We start from the raw sequence: 15,506 nt of genomic DNA, 5'->3' as shown, positions 1-15,506 counted from the left end.
TGTTTTTGCACAAGTGGTAGTCCGTTTTCTAATTGTATTAAGGTGAGAATTAATTTCAATTTTTTAATTTTATCTATTATACTTAATATAATGATTAATAAGATTTTAATTTAATACGAAGGGGATGCTTGGGGGAAAATGTTAAGAAGTTTACGTTTAAAAATTGCGGTAGTGTTTTCAGTACTTATTTCTATGATGTTCGTAATATTGGGTACAGCTGTGTATCAATTACAGAAAGAAAAGGAAGTGCGTTCCTTAGACGAGTATTCTCAAAATGCGATGGATCTTGTGACAGAGCAACTTACGACATTTGTTCAAAGAACGGATGAAGATATGGGGTATTACGCGAACAGTGAGATGATTCGTAATATGCTTCAAGGTGGGGTTACTCCAGAAGAGGAAGCATTTTTAACGAAAGAGTTTGCGGAGTATAAAAAGAATCATCCTGGTATTTTAGATTTATATATTGGTACGAAAGATAAAAAAACATTAAGTGCCAATCTTGCTGAAGGTGGGCAAGTGCCAGAAGGATATGATCCAACGACAAGACCATGGTATAAAGATTCAGAGACTGATGTAAAAAAAGTCCATTGGGGACAACCTTCTTATGAAATTGCAACAGGAAAGTTAAGTGTAGGTGTTTCTAAAGCAATTACAGCTCAAGATGGATCTGTATTAGGCGTTGTTGCGATGGATGTATCGCTTGGGACGATTCAGAAGTTGCTTCACAATATTCAATACAATAATGACGGAGAAATGTTTATTATAAATGATAAAAATATGGCTCTTGTTTATCCAGAAAAGATAGGGAAAGATGTTTCTAAAGAGCCGCTTATAAAGAGCTTAAATAAAGAGGTAACAAAATATGCGGTCACTACAATAAAAGGTGAAGATGTAGTTGTTTACAGTCAATCATTTGATACGATGAAATGGACGATAGGAATCTTTTATCCGAAAGAAACGATTGATGGGCTATTAAATAGTACGAGAAATACAGTTATTATAATGGCATGTATTAGTTTATTAGTTGGAATCGTAGCTTCCTACTTATTCTCAAGAAGATTAGCAAGACCACTGCAACTATTAAAGAATCACGTTCAAAAAGTAGCAGAAGGCGATTTAACGCTGCGAATGAAAGTGACAAGTAAAGATGAGGTTGGAGAGTTGGCTAAGCACTTTAATGATATGGTTGAACAAATGAATGAAATGGTAAGTAAAATTAAAAACAGCGTATCAACGGTGCAACAATCAACGAATAGTTTACATTATTTAACGAACGAAACAGTAGCGGCTAGTAGAGAAGTTTCAGGAGCGATGGATGATGTGAGCGGAGGAGCTTCTACTCTTGCGAATAGTGTGGATGAAGTTTCAGCTCAGCTCGAGAATATGGCGGAGTCAGTGGAACAAATGAATAGCTCTGTTGGTGAAATAAAAGGAGTGGCTGGCAAAGCGGAAGAGGCATCTAAGCAAGGATTAAATACAATGAGGAATTTAATCCGTACGAGGGGACAATCATCTTCGATTGTTGTTCATACAGAAGAAGCATCGGATAAGTTAGAACAAAGAGTTGGATCGATTCAAAATGTTGTTGAGCTTATAAAAGGCATTTCGGATCAAACAAATTTACTTGCTTTAAATGCATCGATTGAAGCTGCCCGTGCAGGTGAGCAAGGTAAGGGATTTGCGGTTGTTGCTGAAGAGGTTCGGAAATTAGCGGAACAATCAAAAGAGGCAACCGGAGAAATCACAATGATGATTGGTGATGTACAATTAGAAGTAAAAAGGGTTGTAGAAGTTGTAAGTAAATTGAAAGACATTGCAGATGTGCAAAATAAAGTGACGACAGAGGCGGAAATGGAGTTCCGCACAATTATGTCAGTTGTAAATACGATTAGTACTTCAGTTGAAAAAATTGTAGAAGAGGTACATAACATAGGTTACGAGCAAGGGGAAATTACAGCGGTAATGCATACAATTGCTGGTACGAGTCAAGAAAGTGCAGCTGTTTCTGAAGAGGTACATGCTGCAACGGAATCACAGGTGAATCATTTAGAAAAGGTAGCTCACACGATGGAAAGTTTGACAGAACATATGAGAGATTTAGAAAGATTAGTCGAGCAGTTTAAAGTGGAAGAGTAACATATTAGTAAAATGATGAGGATTTCGGTAAAATAGACAATGGATATATAAGAAACGATTATAGGAGGAAGACTACTATGGCAATTGTTGACGTGTCGATTATTCCAGTAGGAACAGGTAATCCAAGTGTTAGTGAATATGTAGCAGAAGTACAAAAGGTGCTAGAGAAAAATGCGGATCGCGTGAAGTATCAATTAACACCGATGAATACAATTATTGAAGGAGATCTTCCTGTCATTCTAGAAGTAATTCAACAAATGCATGAAGTTCCATATACGAAAGGTGCACAGCGTGTTGCAACAACAATTCGTATTGATGATCGTCGTGATAAAGTAAGCACAATGGAGAAAAAATTAAACTCTGTTCGATCAAAATTATAAGAAAAAGCAGCGATTTTCGCTGCTTTTTTCATATAGGAGGTAAATAAAATGAGTGAAAAGTTTAATGAACAATTTGACGGGTTGTTAGAGAAATACACGGAATTATTACTTGGAGAGAGCGATGAAGAGAGAAAAGAGCAGGTGCAGAAGTGGGCACTTTATTCTTACATAGCGAAGACGATGCCAGCTTTAGTGAAGCATTGGAATGAGACATATCCAGATGCGAAAGAAGAGATGGTGCAGTTAATTACGGATATTAAAAGGCTGAATGAAGAGAAGCGAAATGAGCAGTGAGAAAACTTGAGGTGAATGTTACCTCAAGTTTTCTTTATTAATATCCTCATATAATTTACATGGAATATAAAGGGTTTTATAGGTATGTCGAATATTTTCGGTATGCCTATTTTTGCCCTAGTAAACCCGTTTTTTCTAAATGTCGAAAAATATTCCCTTCATATTTACATGCGAGAATATAGGTTTTTAAATGTTTTTATAGTATTTTATAAATTATCTAAATAATTATTTGTATCCAATAATTTTAAACAATGATATAATTTTGAAGAGGGGTAAAAAACAGATAAATTACAGTCATAGGGGTGAATTACATGGAACAATTAATGCGAAATTCGTTTCTTTTCTTATCTAAAAATAAAGCGCTAACAAAACTGGCTAAAAAGTACGGTTTACGCTTTGGTGCAGGTCGCTTCGTCGCAGGGGAGACGATTGAATTAGCGACAGCTGCCATTCAGGCATTAAATAAGCAAGGTCTTTGTGTAACAATCGATTATTTAGGTGAATTCGTTGATAATGAAGCGGAAGCAAATGAAATGGCTAACCAATCGATTGAAGCGATCCGTGCAATTGGAAGAGAAGGTCTTGATTCGCAGCTTTCTTTAAAGATGACTTCTATGGGATTAGATATCTCTGATGAAATCGTAATGAACAATATGCGCCGTATTTTAGAAGCTGCAAAAGAAAATGGTGTGTTCGTTACAATTGATATGGAAGACTATACACGCTGCGGGAAAACAATTGATATCTTTAAACAATTAAAATCTGAATACGATAATATTGGTACTGTTATTCAAGCTTACCTATATCGTACAGAAAAAGATATTGAAGACTTAAACGCTTATAATCCTAATTTACGTCTTGTAAAAGGGGCTTATAAAGAACCTGAAGAAGTGGCGTTCCCGGACAAGAAAGATGTAGATGACAATTATAAAAAAATTATTAAAATGCACTTATTAAATGGGAATTATACTGCAATTGCTTCACATGACGAAGCAATTATTGAATATACAAAAAAACTTGCCGAAGAACACAATATTCCAAGGGATCAATTTGAATTCCAAATGTTATATGGTATTCGTAATGAGCGTCAACTTGAGCTAGTAAAAGAAGGCTACAAAATGCGTGTTTACGTGCCTTATGGAAACGACTGGTATGGATATTTCATGCGCCGTCTAGCAGAGCGCCCAGCGAACGTTGCGTTCGTATTAAAAGGTATGGTTAAAAAATAACCAAGGAGAAAATACTCCTTGGTTATTTTAATTGCTGAAATGCGTAATGCGCCATTTTTTTCGTATCAGGATATAGTTGCGCGCGAGTAGAAGATAATACGACGTTAATGACGCGTTTACCGTCTTTTTTATCCACTGTTACGACCGTATATTTACCGAGTGCGGATAGACCGCTTTTACTTCCAATCGCATATGGATCGTCATATAGTTCTTCTCGCCCATAGTTTGCGATCTTTGGAGAGCGTTCTGAAGTATGTAGAGTTGTATGTGTTGTATTCATATATTCTAAAACAACTGGATACTTTAATGCTTCTTTCGTAATAATAGCAATGTCATATGGTGATACTTTATTTCCGAGTGCATCAGCACCACTTGCATTCTTGAAAGTCGCATGCTTTGTACCAAGTTCCTTCGCTCTAGCATTCATCATTTTCACAAATTCATTTTTTGATCCTGCGATATGTTCTGCAATTGATTCAGCTATTGGGTCTGCACTAATGATAAGCATAAGTTTTAATGCCTCATCACGCTTTAATTTTTCCCCAGCACGAAGTTTAATTTTCTTACTTTGACTTTCTGTTTTAATTGCGTTTTCTGTAATTGTAATTTCTTCATCCTCTTTTACATTCTCTAGTAAAAGAAGGGTTGTCATCATTTTGGCTATACTAGCCGGATAAGAGCGTTCATCTTCGCGTTTTCCATACAAAACTTTACCTGTGTCTGCATCGATTGTAATTCCGTATTGCCCAGTAATATTAGGTTGATCAGCTCTTACAGCTTGTTGTCTGTGTGCATAAGAGAAGAAAATCATCCCTGTAAATAGTGTGGCAATCATTACAATCATAACTATTGTTCGTTTCATCATCGTTCCCTCTTTTGTTTTCCATATGTACAAATAAATTGGGCAGAAAAAGCAGCCATTAATCATTATGCCACGTTCTCTGCCCAAAAATATAGCGTTATTTTTCGCCCATATTATGCTTCTTATATTGTTGGTTATTACCTTGGCGTCCTTTTTCAACACCTTGATTATGCGGACCTGCGTTTCCACTTACACTAGCTGCACTAATTCCAGCCTTTGAAGGGTTCTTCTTAAGTTTTGCCATATATATTCCTCCAGTTTCGTCAGATTATAAAAAGGAAAAGTGCATTTAAACAAAGAAAATACACATGTATAGCATAGCCAAATGAAAGAAAAATATTTATTTCAGAAAATTTTATCAATAAATATATTGCGAAAATTTAAACAGTATCATATATTTATTAGTAGAGGCTCACTCATTGATTGCGACTTATGTCGAAAAATTGAATGAGCATTCATTCAAGAATAGGGGGAGAATTGGATGTTCCAAATTAAAAAGGCTGCTGTTCTAGGTTCAGGCGTAATGGGTTCGGGAATTGCGGCACACTTAGCTAATATTGGTATTCCGACATTATTGCTTGATATTGTACCACCTGCGCTTACGAAAGAAGAGGAAGCGAAGGGACTTACATTAGAACATAAAAGTGTGAGAAATCGTTTTAGTAATACGGCTGTACAGAAACTATTGAAGCAAAAACCAGCTCCTCTGACAGTGAAAGGAAATCTAGCACTGATCGAAGCAGGTAACTTAGAAGATGATCTTGAGCTTCTAGCTGATGTAGATTGGATTATTGAAGTAGTAGTTGAAAACTTAGATATTAAAAAGAAATTATTTGAAAAAGTAGACGCTGTTCGTAAACCAGGTTCTATTGTAAGCTCGAATACGTCAGGTATTTCAGTTGAAAAAATGGCAGAAGGTCGTTCAGACGACTTCCAGAAACACTTCTTAGGCACACACTTTTTTAACCCACCACGATATTTAAAACTTCTAGAGGTAATACCGACGAAAGACACAGATCCACAAGTATTAAGCTTCATGAAACTATTTGGCGAAGACGTTCTTGGAAAAGGCGTTGTTATCGCAAAAGACACACCAAACTTTATTGGAAACCGCATCGGTACGTACGGTTTATTAGTAACTCTTCAAGAGATGATAAAACGCGGCTACAGCATTGGGGAAGTTGATTCTGTAACAGGCCCACTTATTGGTCGTCCGAAGAGTGCAACGTTCCGTACATTAGATGTTGTCGGTTTAGATACATTCGTACACGTTGCAAATAACGTATATGAAAATGTGCAAGAAGAAGAGCGTGATGTATTTAAAGTACCAGCTTTCATGCATGACATGCTTGAGAAAAAATGGCTTGGAAGTAAAACAGGTCAAGGCTTCTTCTTAAAACAAGGAAAAGAAATTTTAGAATTAAATCCTGAAACGATGGAATACGAAGCGCGTAAAAAATTAAAAGCTGCATCCGTAGAGTTAAGTAAACAAGAAAAAGGATTAGCGAATAAATTGAAAGCGCTTGTATACGCGAAAGACCGTGCAGGAGAGTTGTTATGGAACATCATTACACCAACTCTTTTATACTCTGCAAAACTTCATAAAGAAATTGCTGACGATATCGTTGCAATTGACCAAGCGATGAAGTGGGGCTTCGGCTGGGAGCAAGGGCCATTTGAAGTGTGGGATGCAATCGGCGTTGAAAAATCTGTTCAAAAGATGGAAGAAAACGGCGTAGTTGTTCCTACTTGGGTGAAAGAAATGTTAGAGAAAGGTTTCACTACTTTCTATAAACATGATAACGGCGATAGCTACTATTACGATAATGGCGAATATAAACTAATCGAGCGTAATAAAAAAGCAATTTCTCTTAAGCAATTAAAAGCGAAAAATGGTGTATTAAAGAAAAATAGCGGAGCGAGCTTAATTGATTTAGGTGACGGTATCCTTTGCTTAGAGTTCCATTCGAAGAGCAATGCAATCGGTATGGATATTACGCAAATGATTAACTACGCTGTTGATGAAGTAGAAAAGAATTATAAAGGTCTTGTTATCGGTAACCAATCGAAGAACTTCTGCGTTGGTGCGAATCTAGCAATGATCTTAATGGAAGCACAAGACGACAATTACTTTGAAATTGAGTTGGTTGTGAAAAACTTCCAAGATGCAATGACGAAAATTAAGTACTCTTCTAAGCCAGTTGTAGCAGCACCATACGGTATGACGCTTGGCGGAGGTACAGAAGTTTGCTTACCAGCAGCTAGCATTCAAGCTTCTAGTGAAACGTATATGGGCTTAGTAGAAGTTGGTGTTGGCTTAATCCCTGGCGGAGGCGGTAATAAAGAGCTATACATTAAACACTTAAATAAAATGCCAAACGGTGTAGAGTTTGATCTGCAAAAAGTTGCGAATAAAGTGTTTGAATCTGTAGCGATGGCGAAAGTTTCTACATCAGCACAAGAAGCTGTATCGAACAACTTCTTAGGCGATAAAGACGGTATTAGTGTGAATGGTGATCACTTACTATATGATGCGAAACAGAAAGCACTTGCTTTATATGAAGCTGGCTATAAAGCACCGATTCGTAAAAAGATACCAGTTGTTGGCGAAACAGGATATGCAACTCTTGTACTTGGTGCAGAAGCAATGCATTTATCAGGTTACATTTCTGAACATGATCTTCACATTGCGAAGAAACTTGCATATGTCATTGCGGGCGGAAAAGTGCCGTACGGAACAGAAGTTGATGAGCAGTATTTATTAGATGTAGAACGTGAAGCATTTATTAGCTTAGTAAGTGAGATGAAATCACAAGCAAGAATGCAGCACATGCTTGTAAAAGGAAAGCCATTACGTAACTAATAACGAGGGGAGATATCGTTCATGAGAGAAGCTGTCATTGTTGCGGGAGCAAGAACACCAATTGGAAAAGCAAAGAGGGGTTCATTAAAAACAGTTCGTCCTGACGATCTAGGGGCGTTAGTAGTAAAGGAAACGTTAAAGCGTGCGAATTATGAAGGACCAATCGATGATTTAATTTTCGGTTGTGCGATGCCAGAAGCAGAACAAGGTTTAAATATGGCTCGTAATATCGGCGGACTAGCAGGACTTTCTTACGATGTTCCAGCTATTACAATTAACCGTTACTGTTCTTCTGGTTTACAAAGTATCGCTTACGGAGCAGAGCGCATTATGCTTGGTCACTCTGAAGCTGTATTATCAGGCGGAGCGGAATCAATGAGTTTAGTTCCAATGATGGGACACGTTGTTCGTCCGAATAGTCGCCTTGTAGAAGCGGCTCCGGAATATTATATGGGTATGGGACATACAGCAGAGCAAGTTGCTGTGAAATATGGAATTTCTCGTGAAGAGCAAGATGCATTTGCAGTAAGAAGTCATCAACGTGCTGCCAAAGCATTAGCGGCAGGAAACTTTGCTGATGAAACAGTATCTGTAGATGTGACGTTACGCTCGGTTGGCTCAAACAATAAACTGCAAGAAGAAACAATCATTTTCGCACAAGATGAAGGTGTAAGAGCAGAGACGACGCTAGACATTTTAGGTAAATTACGTCCAGCATTTAACGTTCGCGGTTCTGTAACAGCTGGTAACTCTTCACAAATGAGTGACGGTGCAGCATCTGTACTATTAATGGATCGTGAAAAAGCAGTGAGCGATGGCATGAAGCCACTTGCGAAATTCCGTTCATTTGCAGTAGCTGGCGTACCACCAGAAGTAATGGGAATCGGCCCAATCGCAGCAATTCCAAAAGCGTTAAAACTAGCTGGGTTAGAGCTATCTGATATTGGCTTATTCGAACTAAACGAAGCATTCGCTTCTCAATCGATCCAAGTTATTCGTGAACTTGGTTTAGATGAAGAAAAAGTAAACGTAAACGGTGGTGCAATCGCACTTGGACATCCACTTGGCTGTACAGGAGCAAAACTAACACTATCTCTTATTCACGAAATGAAACGCCGCAACGAACAATTCGGTATCGTAACAATGTGTATCGGTGGCGGAATGGGAGCAGCGGGAGTATTTGAATTACTATAAAAAAAGTGGAAGCGGCTCGTTCAGAATGTGAGGGGGATGGAGCTTCAGACGAAGAGGCGCTTTTTGCCTCGTAGGAAGAAGCGAAGCCAACGAACATTCTAGCCGCTGGAACTGGATTAGATAAAAAGTGCAGGTGGCTCGCTCAGAACAGGAGGGCGTCGGAAGCCCTGACGAAGAGGCGCTTTTTGCCTCACAGGAAGGGGTGAAACGACCGACTGTTCTAGCCACTGGAACTGGATTATAAAAAAAGTGGAAGCGGTTCGCTTAGAACGAGATGACGCTAAAGCAAAGAATGGAAGCAACAAAGGTTTATAAAAAATAAACGGGAGAGCCAGCTTCTTTCAAAAAGAGAGAAGTGGCTTATGAAAATATGAAGGAGGAAATTTTCATGGAAAAAACAGTAGGAAATGCGGTTAAAGGCGGTAGCTTTTTAGTAGATGAGATTACAATTGATCAAGTGTTTACGCCAGAAGATTTTTCATCTGAGCATAAAATGATTGCAAAAACGACAGAGGACTTTATCGTAAATGAAGTTCTTCCAGAGCTTGAATATTTAGAGCAACATGAGTTTGATCGTTCAGTTCGTCTTTTAAAAGAAGCTGGGGAACTTGGTTTATTAGGCGCTGACGTACCAGAAGAGTACGGCGGAATTGGTCTTGACAAAGTAAGCTCAGCGTTAATCGCAGAGAAATTCTCTCGCGCTGGTGGTTTTGCAATTACTCACGGTGCTCACGTAGGTATCGGATCTTTACCAATCGTATTATTCGGTAACGAAGAGCAAAAGAAAAAGTATTTACCATTACTTGCAACTGGTGAAAAATTAGCTGCATACGCATTAACTGAGCCAGGTTCAGGATCTGACGCATTAGGTGCAAAAACAACTGCACGTTTAAATGCAGAAGGTACACATTACGTATTAAACGGTGAAAAACAATGGATTACAAACTCTGCATTCGCTGACGTATTTGTTGTATATGCAAAAATTGATGGAGAGCACTTCTCAGCATTTATCGTAGAGAAAGAATACGCTGGTGTATCTACAAGCCCTGAAGAGAAGAAAATGGGTATTAAATGTTCTTCAACTCGTACGTTAATTTTAGAAGATGCGTTAGTGCCGAAAGAAAACCTACTTGGTGAAATCGGTAAAGGTCATATTATCGCATTCAACATTTTAAATATCGGTCGTTATAAATTAGGTGTTGGTACAGTTGGATCTGCAAAACGTGCAGTAGAAATTTCAGCACAATATGCAAACCAACGTCAACAGTTCAAGCAACCAATCGCTCGCTTCCCATTAATTCAAGAGAAACTTGCGAATATGGCAGCAAAAACATATGCAGCTGAAAGTTCTGTATATCGTACAGTAGGTTTATTCGAAAGCCGCATGAGCACATTATCTGAAGAAGAAGTAAAAGACGGTAAAGCAGTAGCAGCTTCTATCGCTGAATATGCAATCGAGTGCTCTTTAAACAAAGTATTCGGTTCTGAAGTATTAGACTATACAGTAGATGAAGGTGTTCAAATTCACGGTGGTTACGGATTTATGGCAGAATACGAGATTGAAAGAATGTACCGCGATTCTCGTATTAACCGTATTTTCGAAGGAACGAACGAAATTAACCGCCTAATCGTACCAGGTACGTTCTTACGTAAAGCCATGAAAGGTGAATTACCACTTCTTCAAAAAGCACAAAAATTACAAGAAGAGTTAATGATGATGATGCCAGAAGAAGTAGGCGATGAGCCATTAGCACTGCAAAAGTATTTAGTAACTAATGCGAAGAAAATCGGCTTAATGGTAGCTGGATTAGCTGCTCAAAAATACGGTAAAGCATTAGATAAAGAGCAAGAAATTCTTGTGAATATCGCTGACATCGTAAGCAACCTATACGCAATGGAATCAGCTGTTCTTCGTACAGAAAAAGCAATCAAAACAACTGGTCTTGAAAAGAATAAACAAAAAGTGTTATACACTGAAGTATTCTGCCAAGAAGCATTTAACGAAATCGAAGCAGATGCGAAAGAAACACTTATCGCAGTTGAAAACGGCGACATGCTGCGCATGATGTTATCATCATTACGTAAATTAACTCGTCACACACCACTTAACGTAATTCCGAAGAAACGTGAAATCGCTGTGAAAATTTTAGAAGATGAGCGTTACACAGTTTAATAGATAAAAGAGAACCAGTAGCCGATTGGCTACTGGTTTTTTTATTGCTGAATTCTTGAATAAAGCTGTATTACATATGTATGTGTAAACAGCTCTTTTTTATGGAGGTAAAGAAGATGAAGGTAATAAGCGTAGAAACAGTTCATCAAATTGCATTTTTATCGCGTCTATTTCCAATTAACTGTTATTTCGTTGAAGAAGAAACGGGATTAATTTTAATTGATGCGGCTTTACCGTTTTGTGCAAAGAAGATTTTAGAATCAGCTCGGAAAATAGGAAAACCGATTACGAATATCGTTATTACACATGCGCATGATGACCATGTAGGAGCGCTCGATGCTATAAAACAAGTGCTGCCGGATGTTCCGGTCTATATTTCAAAAAGAGATGCATGTTTACTTGAAGGAGATAAGGCACTGCAAGAGGGAGAACGAAATACACCAATAAAAGTGGGAGTGTCAAAAAAGATAAATACGATTCCAGATATTCTTCTTCAAGAGGGAGATAAAGTTGGTTCTCTTGTAGCGATTGGAGCTCCAGGTCATACACCAGGATCAATGGCGTTTTTAGACACGAGAAATGATGCACTCATTGTTGGAGATGCATTTCAAACGAGAGGAGGAGTAGCGGTAGCAGGACAGTTGAAGTGGCTGTTTCCGTTTTCTATGTTTGGGACTTGGGATGCAGAAGTTTCATTAACGAGTGCTCAGAAATTGCTGGAGTATAAGCCGTCTTTATTGGCGACAGGACATGGGAAAATGATTGAAAATCCGTTAATGCAAATGCAACGGGCGATTGAAGAAGCGGAAAGGAATTTAACTAGAAAGAGCCTCTAATCGTTTAGAGGTTCTTTTTACTTAAATGATTATTTAGAAAGCTTTTTCGTGAATACGATTTAAAAAAAAACAGAATACTAAAGGAGAATGAAAGAAGAAAGGTAGGAGTATTCCATGCAAAATTTAACAGAGCTTGAAGTAGAAAACTTACGTCATTTAATTGGTGGACACGCAACAATTATTAATAAGTTGGAGCAGTATGCACAGACGTGTACAGATCCACAACTGAAACAAATGCTACAAAAAGATGCACAAGATGCACGAAATACGAAACAGCAATTAATGACTTTCCTAGGATAGGAGGAAGTAAAAGATGAATGAAAAAGATATGGTAAATGATTATTTAGCAGGATTGAATGCAAGTTTAACAAGTTATGCAAATTATATTGCTCAGTCTGATAATGAACAGTTACATCAAACGTTAATCCAAATTCGTAATCAAGATGAGGCGCGCCAACGTAATATGTATGAGTACGCAAAGCAAAAGAGTTATTACAAACCGGCAGCACCTGCTAATCCGATGATCGTGCAGCAATTAAAAAGTCAGTTAAGTGCAGAATAATAGGATGAAAAAACGGGCGAAAATAGATTCGCTCGTTTTATTTTTTTGTATGTCAATAAATACATAATAAATATTTTTCCAGTTGTAACAAATATGACGAAAGTGGAATATAACAATTCACAAAAAGGACAAACGCTTTGTTCAATATTTCACAAAGTATCCATGGTTTCTATCGTGAGAACCTCTATAATTAGGAGTGTAAAGAACAAAAGAAATAAATTATATGATCACTTAGGAGAGATTGCTATGAAAAGACATACAAGAAAAATTGCAATTATCGGTACTGGATTAGTTGGATCAAGTTGTGCGTATTCCATTGTAAATCAAGGAATTTGCGAAGAACTATTATTAATTGATATAAATCATGAACGTGCAGTTGGGGAAGCAATGGATTTATCACATTGCATTAACTTTACAAATACAAGAACAAAAGTATATGCAGGAAGCTATGAAGACTGCAAAGATATGGACATTGTCATTATTACAGCAGGTCCAGCACCAAAACCAGGGCAAAGTCGCTTAGATACTTTAGGAGCGAGTGCGAAGATTATGGAAAGTGTTGTTGGTGGCGTAATGGAAAGTGGATTTGATGGTATTTTCTTACTTGCATCGAACCCAGTTGATATTATTACATATCAAGTTTGGAAATTATCTGGATTACCTAGAAATCGCGTAATCGGTACTGGTACATCACTAGATTCTTCTCGCTTAAGAACAATTTTATCTGAAATGTTACATGTAGACCCTCGTAGTATTCATGGATATTCATTAGGAGAACACGGTGATTCTCAAATGGTTGCGTGGTCTCACGTAACTGTTGGTGGAAAGCCAATTCTGCAAATTTTAGAAGAACAAAAAGAACGATTTGGTGAAATAGATTTAGATGGAATCGTTGAGAAGACTGCAAAAGCCGGCTGGGAAATTTATAAACGTAAAGGAACTACTTATTACGGAATCGGAAATTCTCTAGCGTATATTGCGAGTTCAATCTTTAACGATGATCACCGTGTCATTGCTGTATCAGCCATTTTAGATGGTGAGTACGGTGAATATGATATTTGTACAGGAGTACCAGCTATTATTACTAGAGACGGTATAAGAGAAGTTGTAGAACTCAATTTAACAGAGGATGAAGAATCTCGATTCGCAAAATCAAACGATATTTTACGTGATTATATGAAAACAATTGGTTACTAACTTATAGGAGAAGGTGAAACAAATGAAGGAATATATAATGTCTCGTGTATTTAAAGCATCTGCTGGTATCGCACAAGGTATTTTCGTATCCCTCGGAATTGGTTTACTAATCGAAAATATAGGAAGAATTGTTGATATTCCGTTGCTTATTACAATCGGAGTTGTTGCAAAATCACTTATGGCACCAGCCATTGGTGCAGGAATTGCTTTTATGCTCGGTGCAAATGGTCTTGTAATCTTCTCGGCTATGGTGGCTGGAGCAATTGGTGCCGGATCCATTTCAATTACTGAAGCTGGTCTAATTATTAAAACAGGTGAGCCAATCGGTGCATTATTAACAGCAACTTTAGCTGTATATATTGGTAAACGTTTAAGCGGAAAAACTGCTTTAGATATGATGCTCGTTCCATTTGCGGCCATATTAGGTTCTGGTTTAGTTGGTATTTGGTTATCTCATAATATTACTCCTGTTTTAAATGCAGTTGGAGCGTTCATTAAAGATAGCTCGGCTGGTAGCCCGTTTATCGCTTCTATCGTCATTGCAGTAGTTTGGGGATTATTACTTATCTCTCCAGCTTCATCAGCTGCGTTAGCGATCGCACTTAGCTTAGACGGTGTTGCAGGTGGTGCAGCTCTTGCCGGATGCGTCGCTCAGTTTATCGGATTCTCTGTCATCTCAGCGAAAGAAAACAATTTAGGTGGCATATTAGCTCAAGCTCTTTGTACTCCGAAAGTACAGTTGCCAAATATCACTAAAAATCCAATGATTCTCGTCCCAACTGTCGTCGCCAGTGCTATAGTCGGTCCGGTATCCGCATTAATTTTCCAACTGGAAGCAGGAAAAGAAATTGCAGGTCTTGGATTAAGTTCTCTTATCGCACCAATTAATTTAATTTCCAGCGAAGGATGGGAAGTTCTCCCGGCGATGGTAATTACTTATATCGTCATTCCAGTAGCTGTTTCTTATATACTTTACATTGCTCTTAAAAAAGCAGGTCGTATTCATTCTGGTGATATGACTGTACCGCAATCTTAAATTGAAAATCTCCTTAATAATAGATAAAAGCAGACTGAAGCCACAGTCTGCTTTTTTGTCATGCTACATTCTATGATTTTGTTTTACTGGAACTCTTATTGGTTCTTTGGCCAATAAGAGCTGAACGCCGAAGTATAGTATGCTTGCAAGTGTCATTCCAGAAACGGCATCTACAAAGGCATGTTGCTTCGTAAATAGCGTTGATAAAATAATAAGTGTACCGAAGAAAGTAAGGATGTAATATTCAAAAGCATGTTGTTCTCTACGCTTAAAGGCAGCTAACATAATTACAAATGTAGTAAGAACGTGAATGCTAGGGAAACAGTTTACTGGCTGGTCGATACTATAAATATAGCGAACTAGTTCAGAAAATACATCTGTTCCAACGACAGTCGGACGCGGTACAGTTGTTTGCCAAAAATAATAAATAGAAAAACAAGCAAGCTTTCCAAAAATAACACTACTTAAAGTGACATAATATTGCTTTCGGTCAGCGAAGCAGTAATAAATAAGTGCGCCGTATAAGTATGGAAACCAAAGTAAATAAGGAATAATAAATGCTTTTACAAATGGAATCCAATCATCTACTACAGTTGTAACGTCTACTGCGTGAACAGTCGATTTATTTAATACGTCGTAAAGGGGACTTACGAGTACGAGTAGAAGTATATAACTTAACGGAAGAAAAGATGAAAGTTTAAATTTCTTCATGTTGATCTCCTATGTTTAGTAATGTAAGTA

15 protein-coding genes are annotated in these 15,506 nt (G+C 37.8%); 12 read left to right on the top strand and 3 right to left on the bottom strand.

What is annotated here, in order from left to right; genetic code table 11:
* The first annotated feature begins 138 nt into the window (after window positions 1-138).
* The 4 genes from ACTJJY_RS22875 to ACTJJY_RS22860 all read left to right on the top strand — a co-directional run bounded on the left by ACTJJY_RS22875 (window position 139) and on the right by ACTJJY_RS22860 (window position 4,042).
* Entirely contained in the window at window positions 139-2,139 is a 2,001-nt protein-coding gene (locus ACTJJY_RS22875; RefSeq protein WP_440606624.1) for a methyl-accepting chemotaxis protein, read from the top strand.
* Between the two features lie 77 nt (window positions 2,140-2,216).
* Window positions 2,217-2,519, top strand: a complete 303-nt coding sequence (locus ACTJJY_RS22870) for an MTH1187 family thiamine-binding protein (protein WP_001018860.1) — start codon at window positions 2,217-2,219, stop codon at window positions 2,517-2,519.
* Window positions 2,520-2,567: 48 nt separating this feature from the next.
* Window positions 2,568-2,813, top strand: a complete 246-nt coding sequence (locus ACTJJY_RS22865) for a YusU family protein (protein WP_001290585.1) — start codon at window positions 2,568-2,570, stop codon at window positions 2,811-2,813.
* Window positions 2,814-3,124: 311 nt separating this feature from the next.
* Entirely contained in the window at window positions 3,125-4,042 is a 918-nt protein-coding gene (locus ACTJJY_RS22860; RefSeq protein ID WP_000436780.1) for a proline dehydrogenase family protein, read from the top strand.
* A 22-nt stretch (window positions 4,043-4,064) separates the two neighbouring features.
* Here the strand turns inward: ACTJJY_RS22860 and ACTJJY_RS22855 are convergent, their stop codons facing one another.
* Together ACTJJY_RS22855 and ACTJJY_RS22850 are read right to left on the bottom strand one after the other, a co-directional pair.
* Window positions 4,065-4,904 (bottom strand): D-alanyl-D-alanine carboxypeptidase family protein, encoded by an 840-nt coding sequence (locus ACTJJY_RS22855; protein WP_440606623.1) that lies wholly within the window; start codon window positions 4,902-4,904, stop codon window positions 4,065-4,067.
* Window positions 4,905-5,001: 97 nt separating this feature from the next.
* The gene (locus tag ACTJJY_RS22850) at window positions 5,002-5,148 is read right to left on the bottom strand and encodes a YuzL family protein (protein WP_440606622.1); all 147 of its coding nucleotides are present in this window, start codon (window positions 5,146-5,148) and stop codon (window positions 5,002-5,004) included.
* A 237-nt stretch (window positions 5,149-5,385) separates the two neighbouring features.
* Here ACTJJY_RS22850 and ACTJJY_RS22845 point away from each other — a divergent pair, with 237 nt between their 5' ends.
* The 8 genes from ACTJJY_RS22845 (at window position 5,386) to ACTJJY_RS22810 (ending at window position 14,765) form a co-directional block, all read left to right on the top strand.
* Window positions 5,386-7,767 carry a 3-hydroxyacyl-CoA dehydrogenase/enoyl-CoA hydratase family protein gene (locus ACTJJY_RS22845; RefSeq protein WP_440606621.1) on the top strand — a complete coding sequence of 794 codons (2,382 nt, stop codon included), beginning with the start codon at window positions 5,386-5,388 and terminating at the stop codon, window positions 7,765-7,767.
* A gap of 21 nt (window positions 7,768-7,788) precedes the next feature.
* On the top strand, window positions 7,789-8,961 hold the full coding sequence (locus ACTJJY_RS22840; protein WP_001206331.1) for an acetyl-CoA C-acetyltransferase: 1,173 nt from the start codon (window positions 7,789-7,791) through the stop codon (window positions 8,959-8,961).
* Window positions 8,962-9,349: 388 nt separating this feature from the next.
* Window positions 9,350-11,134, top strand: a complete 1,785-nt coding sequence (locus tag ACTJJY_RS22835) for an acyl-CoA dehydrogenase family protein (RefSeq protein ID WP_069356422.1) — start codon at window positions 9,350-9,352, stop codon at window positions 11,132-11,134.
* Window positions 11,135-11,250: 116 nt separating this feature from the next.
* Window positions 11,251-11,970 (top strand): MBL fold metallo-hydrolase, encoded by a 720-nt coding sequence (locus ACTJJY_RS22830; RefSeq protein ID WP_440606620.1) that lies wholly within the window; start codon window positions 11,251-11,253, stop codon window positions 11,968-11,970.
* A 114-nt stretch (window positions 11,971-12,084) separates the two neighbouring features.
* A complete protein-coding gene (locus ACTJJY_RS22825; RefSeq protein WP_001180555.1) occupies window positions 12,085-12,270 on the top strand; it encodes a hypothetical protein in 186 nt (61 codons plus the stop codon).
* Window positions 12,271-12,283: 13 nt separating this feature from the next.
* On the top strand, window positions 12,284-12,532 hold the full coding sequence (locus ACTJJY_RS22820) for a spore coat protein (protein ID WP_001002981.1): 249 nt from the start codon (window positions 12,284-12,286) through the stop codon (window positions 12,530-12,532).
* A 246-nt stretch (window positions 12,533-12,778) separates the two neighbouring features.
* Complete coding sequence (locus tag ACTJJY_RS22815; protein WP_061457847.1) at window positions 12,779-13,729, top strand: L-lactate dehydrogenase; 951 nt, start codon at window positions 12,779-12,781, stop codon at window positions 13,727-13,729.
* A gap of 22 nt (window positions 13,730-13,751) precedes the next feature.
* A complete protein-coding gene (locus ACTJJY_RS22810) occupies window positions 13,752-14,765 on the top strand; it encodes a PTS transporter subunit IIC (protein WP_000666168.1) in 1,014 nt (337 codons plus the stop codon).
* Between the two features lie 63 nt (window positions 14,766-14,828).
* On the opposite strand, the gene ACTJJY_RS22805 is transcribed toward ACTJJY_RS22810, so the two are convergent.
* Window positions 14,829-15,476 carry a phosphatase PAP2 family protein gene (locus tag ACTJJY_RS22805; protein ID WP_000713772.1) on the bottom strand — a complete coding sequence of 216 codons (648 nt, stop codon included), beginning with the start codon at window positions 15,474-15,476 and terminating at the stop codon, window positions 14,829-14,831.
* Between the last annotated feature and the right edge of the window lie 30 nt (window positions 15,477-15,506).

Origin of the sequence: Bacillus sp. 22475, assembly GCF_052044835.1 — a bacterium.
Classification (GTDB): domain Bacteria; phylum Bacillota; class Bacilli; order Bacillales; family Bacillaceae_G; genus Bacillus_A; species Bacillus_A cereus.
Note: the sequence above shows the minus strand (reverse complement) of the source record. Positions and strands in the feature narration are given on the sequence as shown.

What these genes read in the sequence shown, in the direction of transcription:
- ACTJJY_RS22820 (WP_001002981.1), top strand. Translation starts at nt 12,284, where the DNA reads ATGAATGAAAAAGATATGGTAAATGATTATTTAGCAGGATTGAATGCA.
- ACTJJY_RS22870 (WP_001018860.1), top strand. Translation starts at nt 2,217, where the DNA reads ATGGCAATTGTTGACGTGTCGATTATTCCAGTAGGAACAGGTAATCCA.
- ACTJJY_RS22875 (WP_440606624.1), top strand. Translation starts at nt 139, where the DNA reads ATGTTAAGAAGTTTACGTTTAAAAATTGCGGTAGTGTTTTCAGTACTT.
- ACTJJY_RS22840 (WP_001206331.1), top strand. Translation starts at nt 7,789, where the DNA reads ATGAGAGAAGCTGTCATTGTTGCGGGAGCAAGAACACCAATTGGAAAA.
- ACTJJY_RS22805 (WP_000713772.1), bottom strand. Translation starts at nt 15,476, where the DNA reads ATGAAGAAATTTAAACTTTCATCTTTTCTTCCGTTAAGTTATATACTT.
- ACTJJY_RS22830 (WP_440606620.1), top strand. Translation starts at nt 11,251, where the DNA reads ATGAAGGTAATAAGCGTAGAAACAGTTCATCAAATTGCATTTTTATCG.
- ACTJJY_RS22865 (WP_001290585.1), top strand. Translation starts at nt 2,568, where the DNA reads ATGAGTGAAAAGTTTAATGAACAATTTGACGGGTTGTTAGAGAAATAC.
- ACTJJY_RS22815 (WP_061457847.1), top strand. Translation starts at nt 12,779, where the DNA reads ATGAAAAGACATACAAGAAAAATTGCAATTATCGGTACTGGATTAGTT.
- ACTJJY_RS22855 (WP_440606623.1), bottom strand. Translation starts at nt 4,904, where the DNA reads ATGAAACGAACAATAGTTATGATTGTAATGATTGCCACACTATTTACA.
- ACTJJY_RS22825 (WP_001180555.1), top strand. Translation starts at nt 12,085, where the DNA reads ATGCAAAATTTAACAGAGCTTGAAGTAGAAAACTTACGTCATTTAATT.
- ACTJJY_RS22860 (WP_000436780.1), top strand. Translation starts at nt 3,125, where the DNA reads ATGGAACAATTAATGCGAAATTCGTTTCTTTTCTTATCTAAAAATAAA.
- ACTJJY_RS22835 (WP_069356422.1), top strand. Translation starts at nt 9,350, where the DNA reads ATGGAAAAAACAGTAGGAAATGCGGTTAAAGGCGGTAGCTTTTTAGTA.
- ACTJJY_RS22850 (WP_440606622.1), bottom strand. Translation starts at nt 5,148, where the DNA reads ATGGCAAAACTTAAGAAGAACCCTTCAAAGGCTGGAATTAGTGCAGCT.
- ACTJJY_RS22810 (WP_000666168.1), top strand. Translation starts at nt 13,752, where the DNA reads ATGAAGGAATATATAATGTCTCGTGTATTTAAAGCATCTGCTGGTATC.
- ACTJJY_RS22845 (WP_440606621.1), top strand. Translation starts at nt 5,386, where the DNA reads ATGTTCCAAATTAAAAAGGCTGCTGTTCTAGGTTCAGGCGTAATGGGT.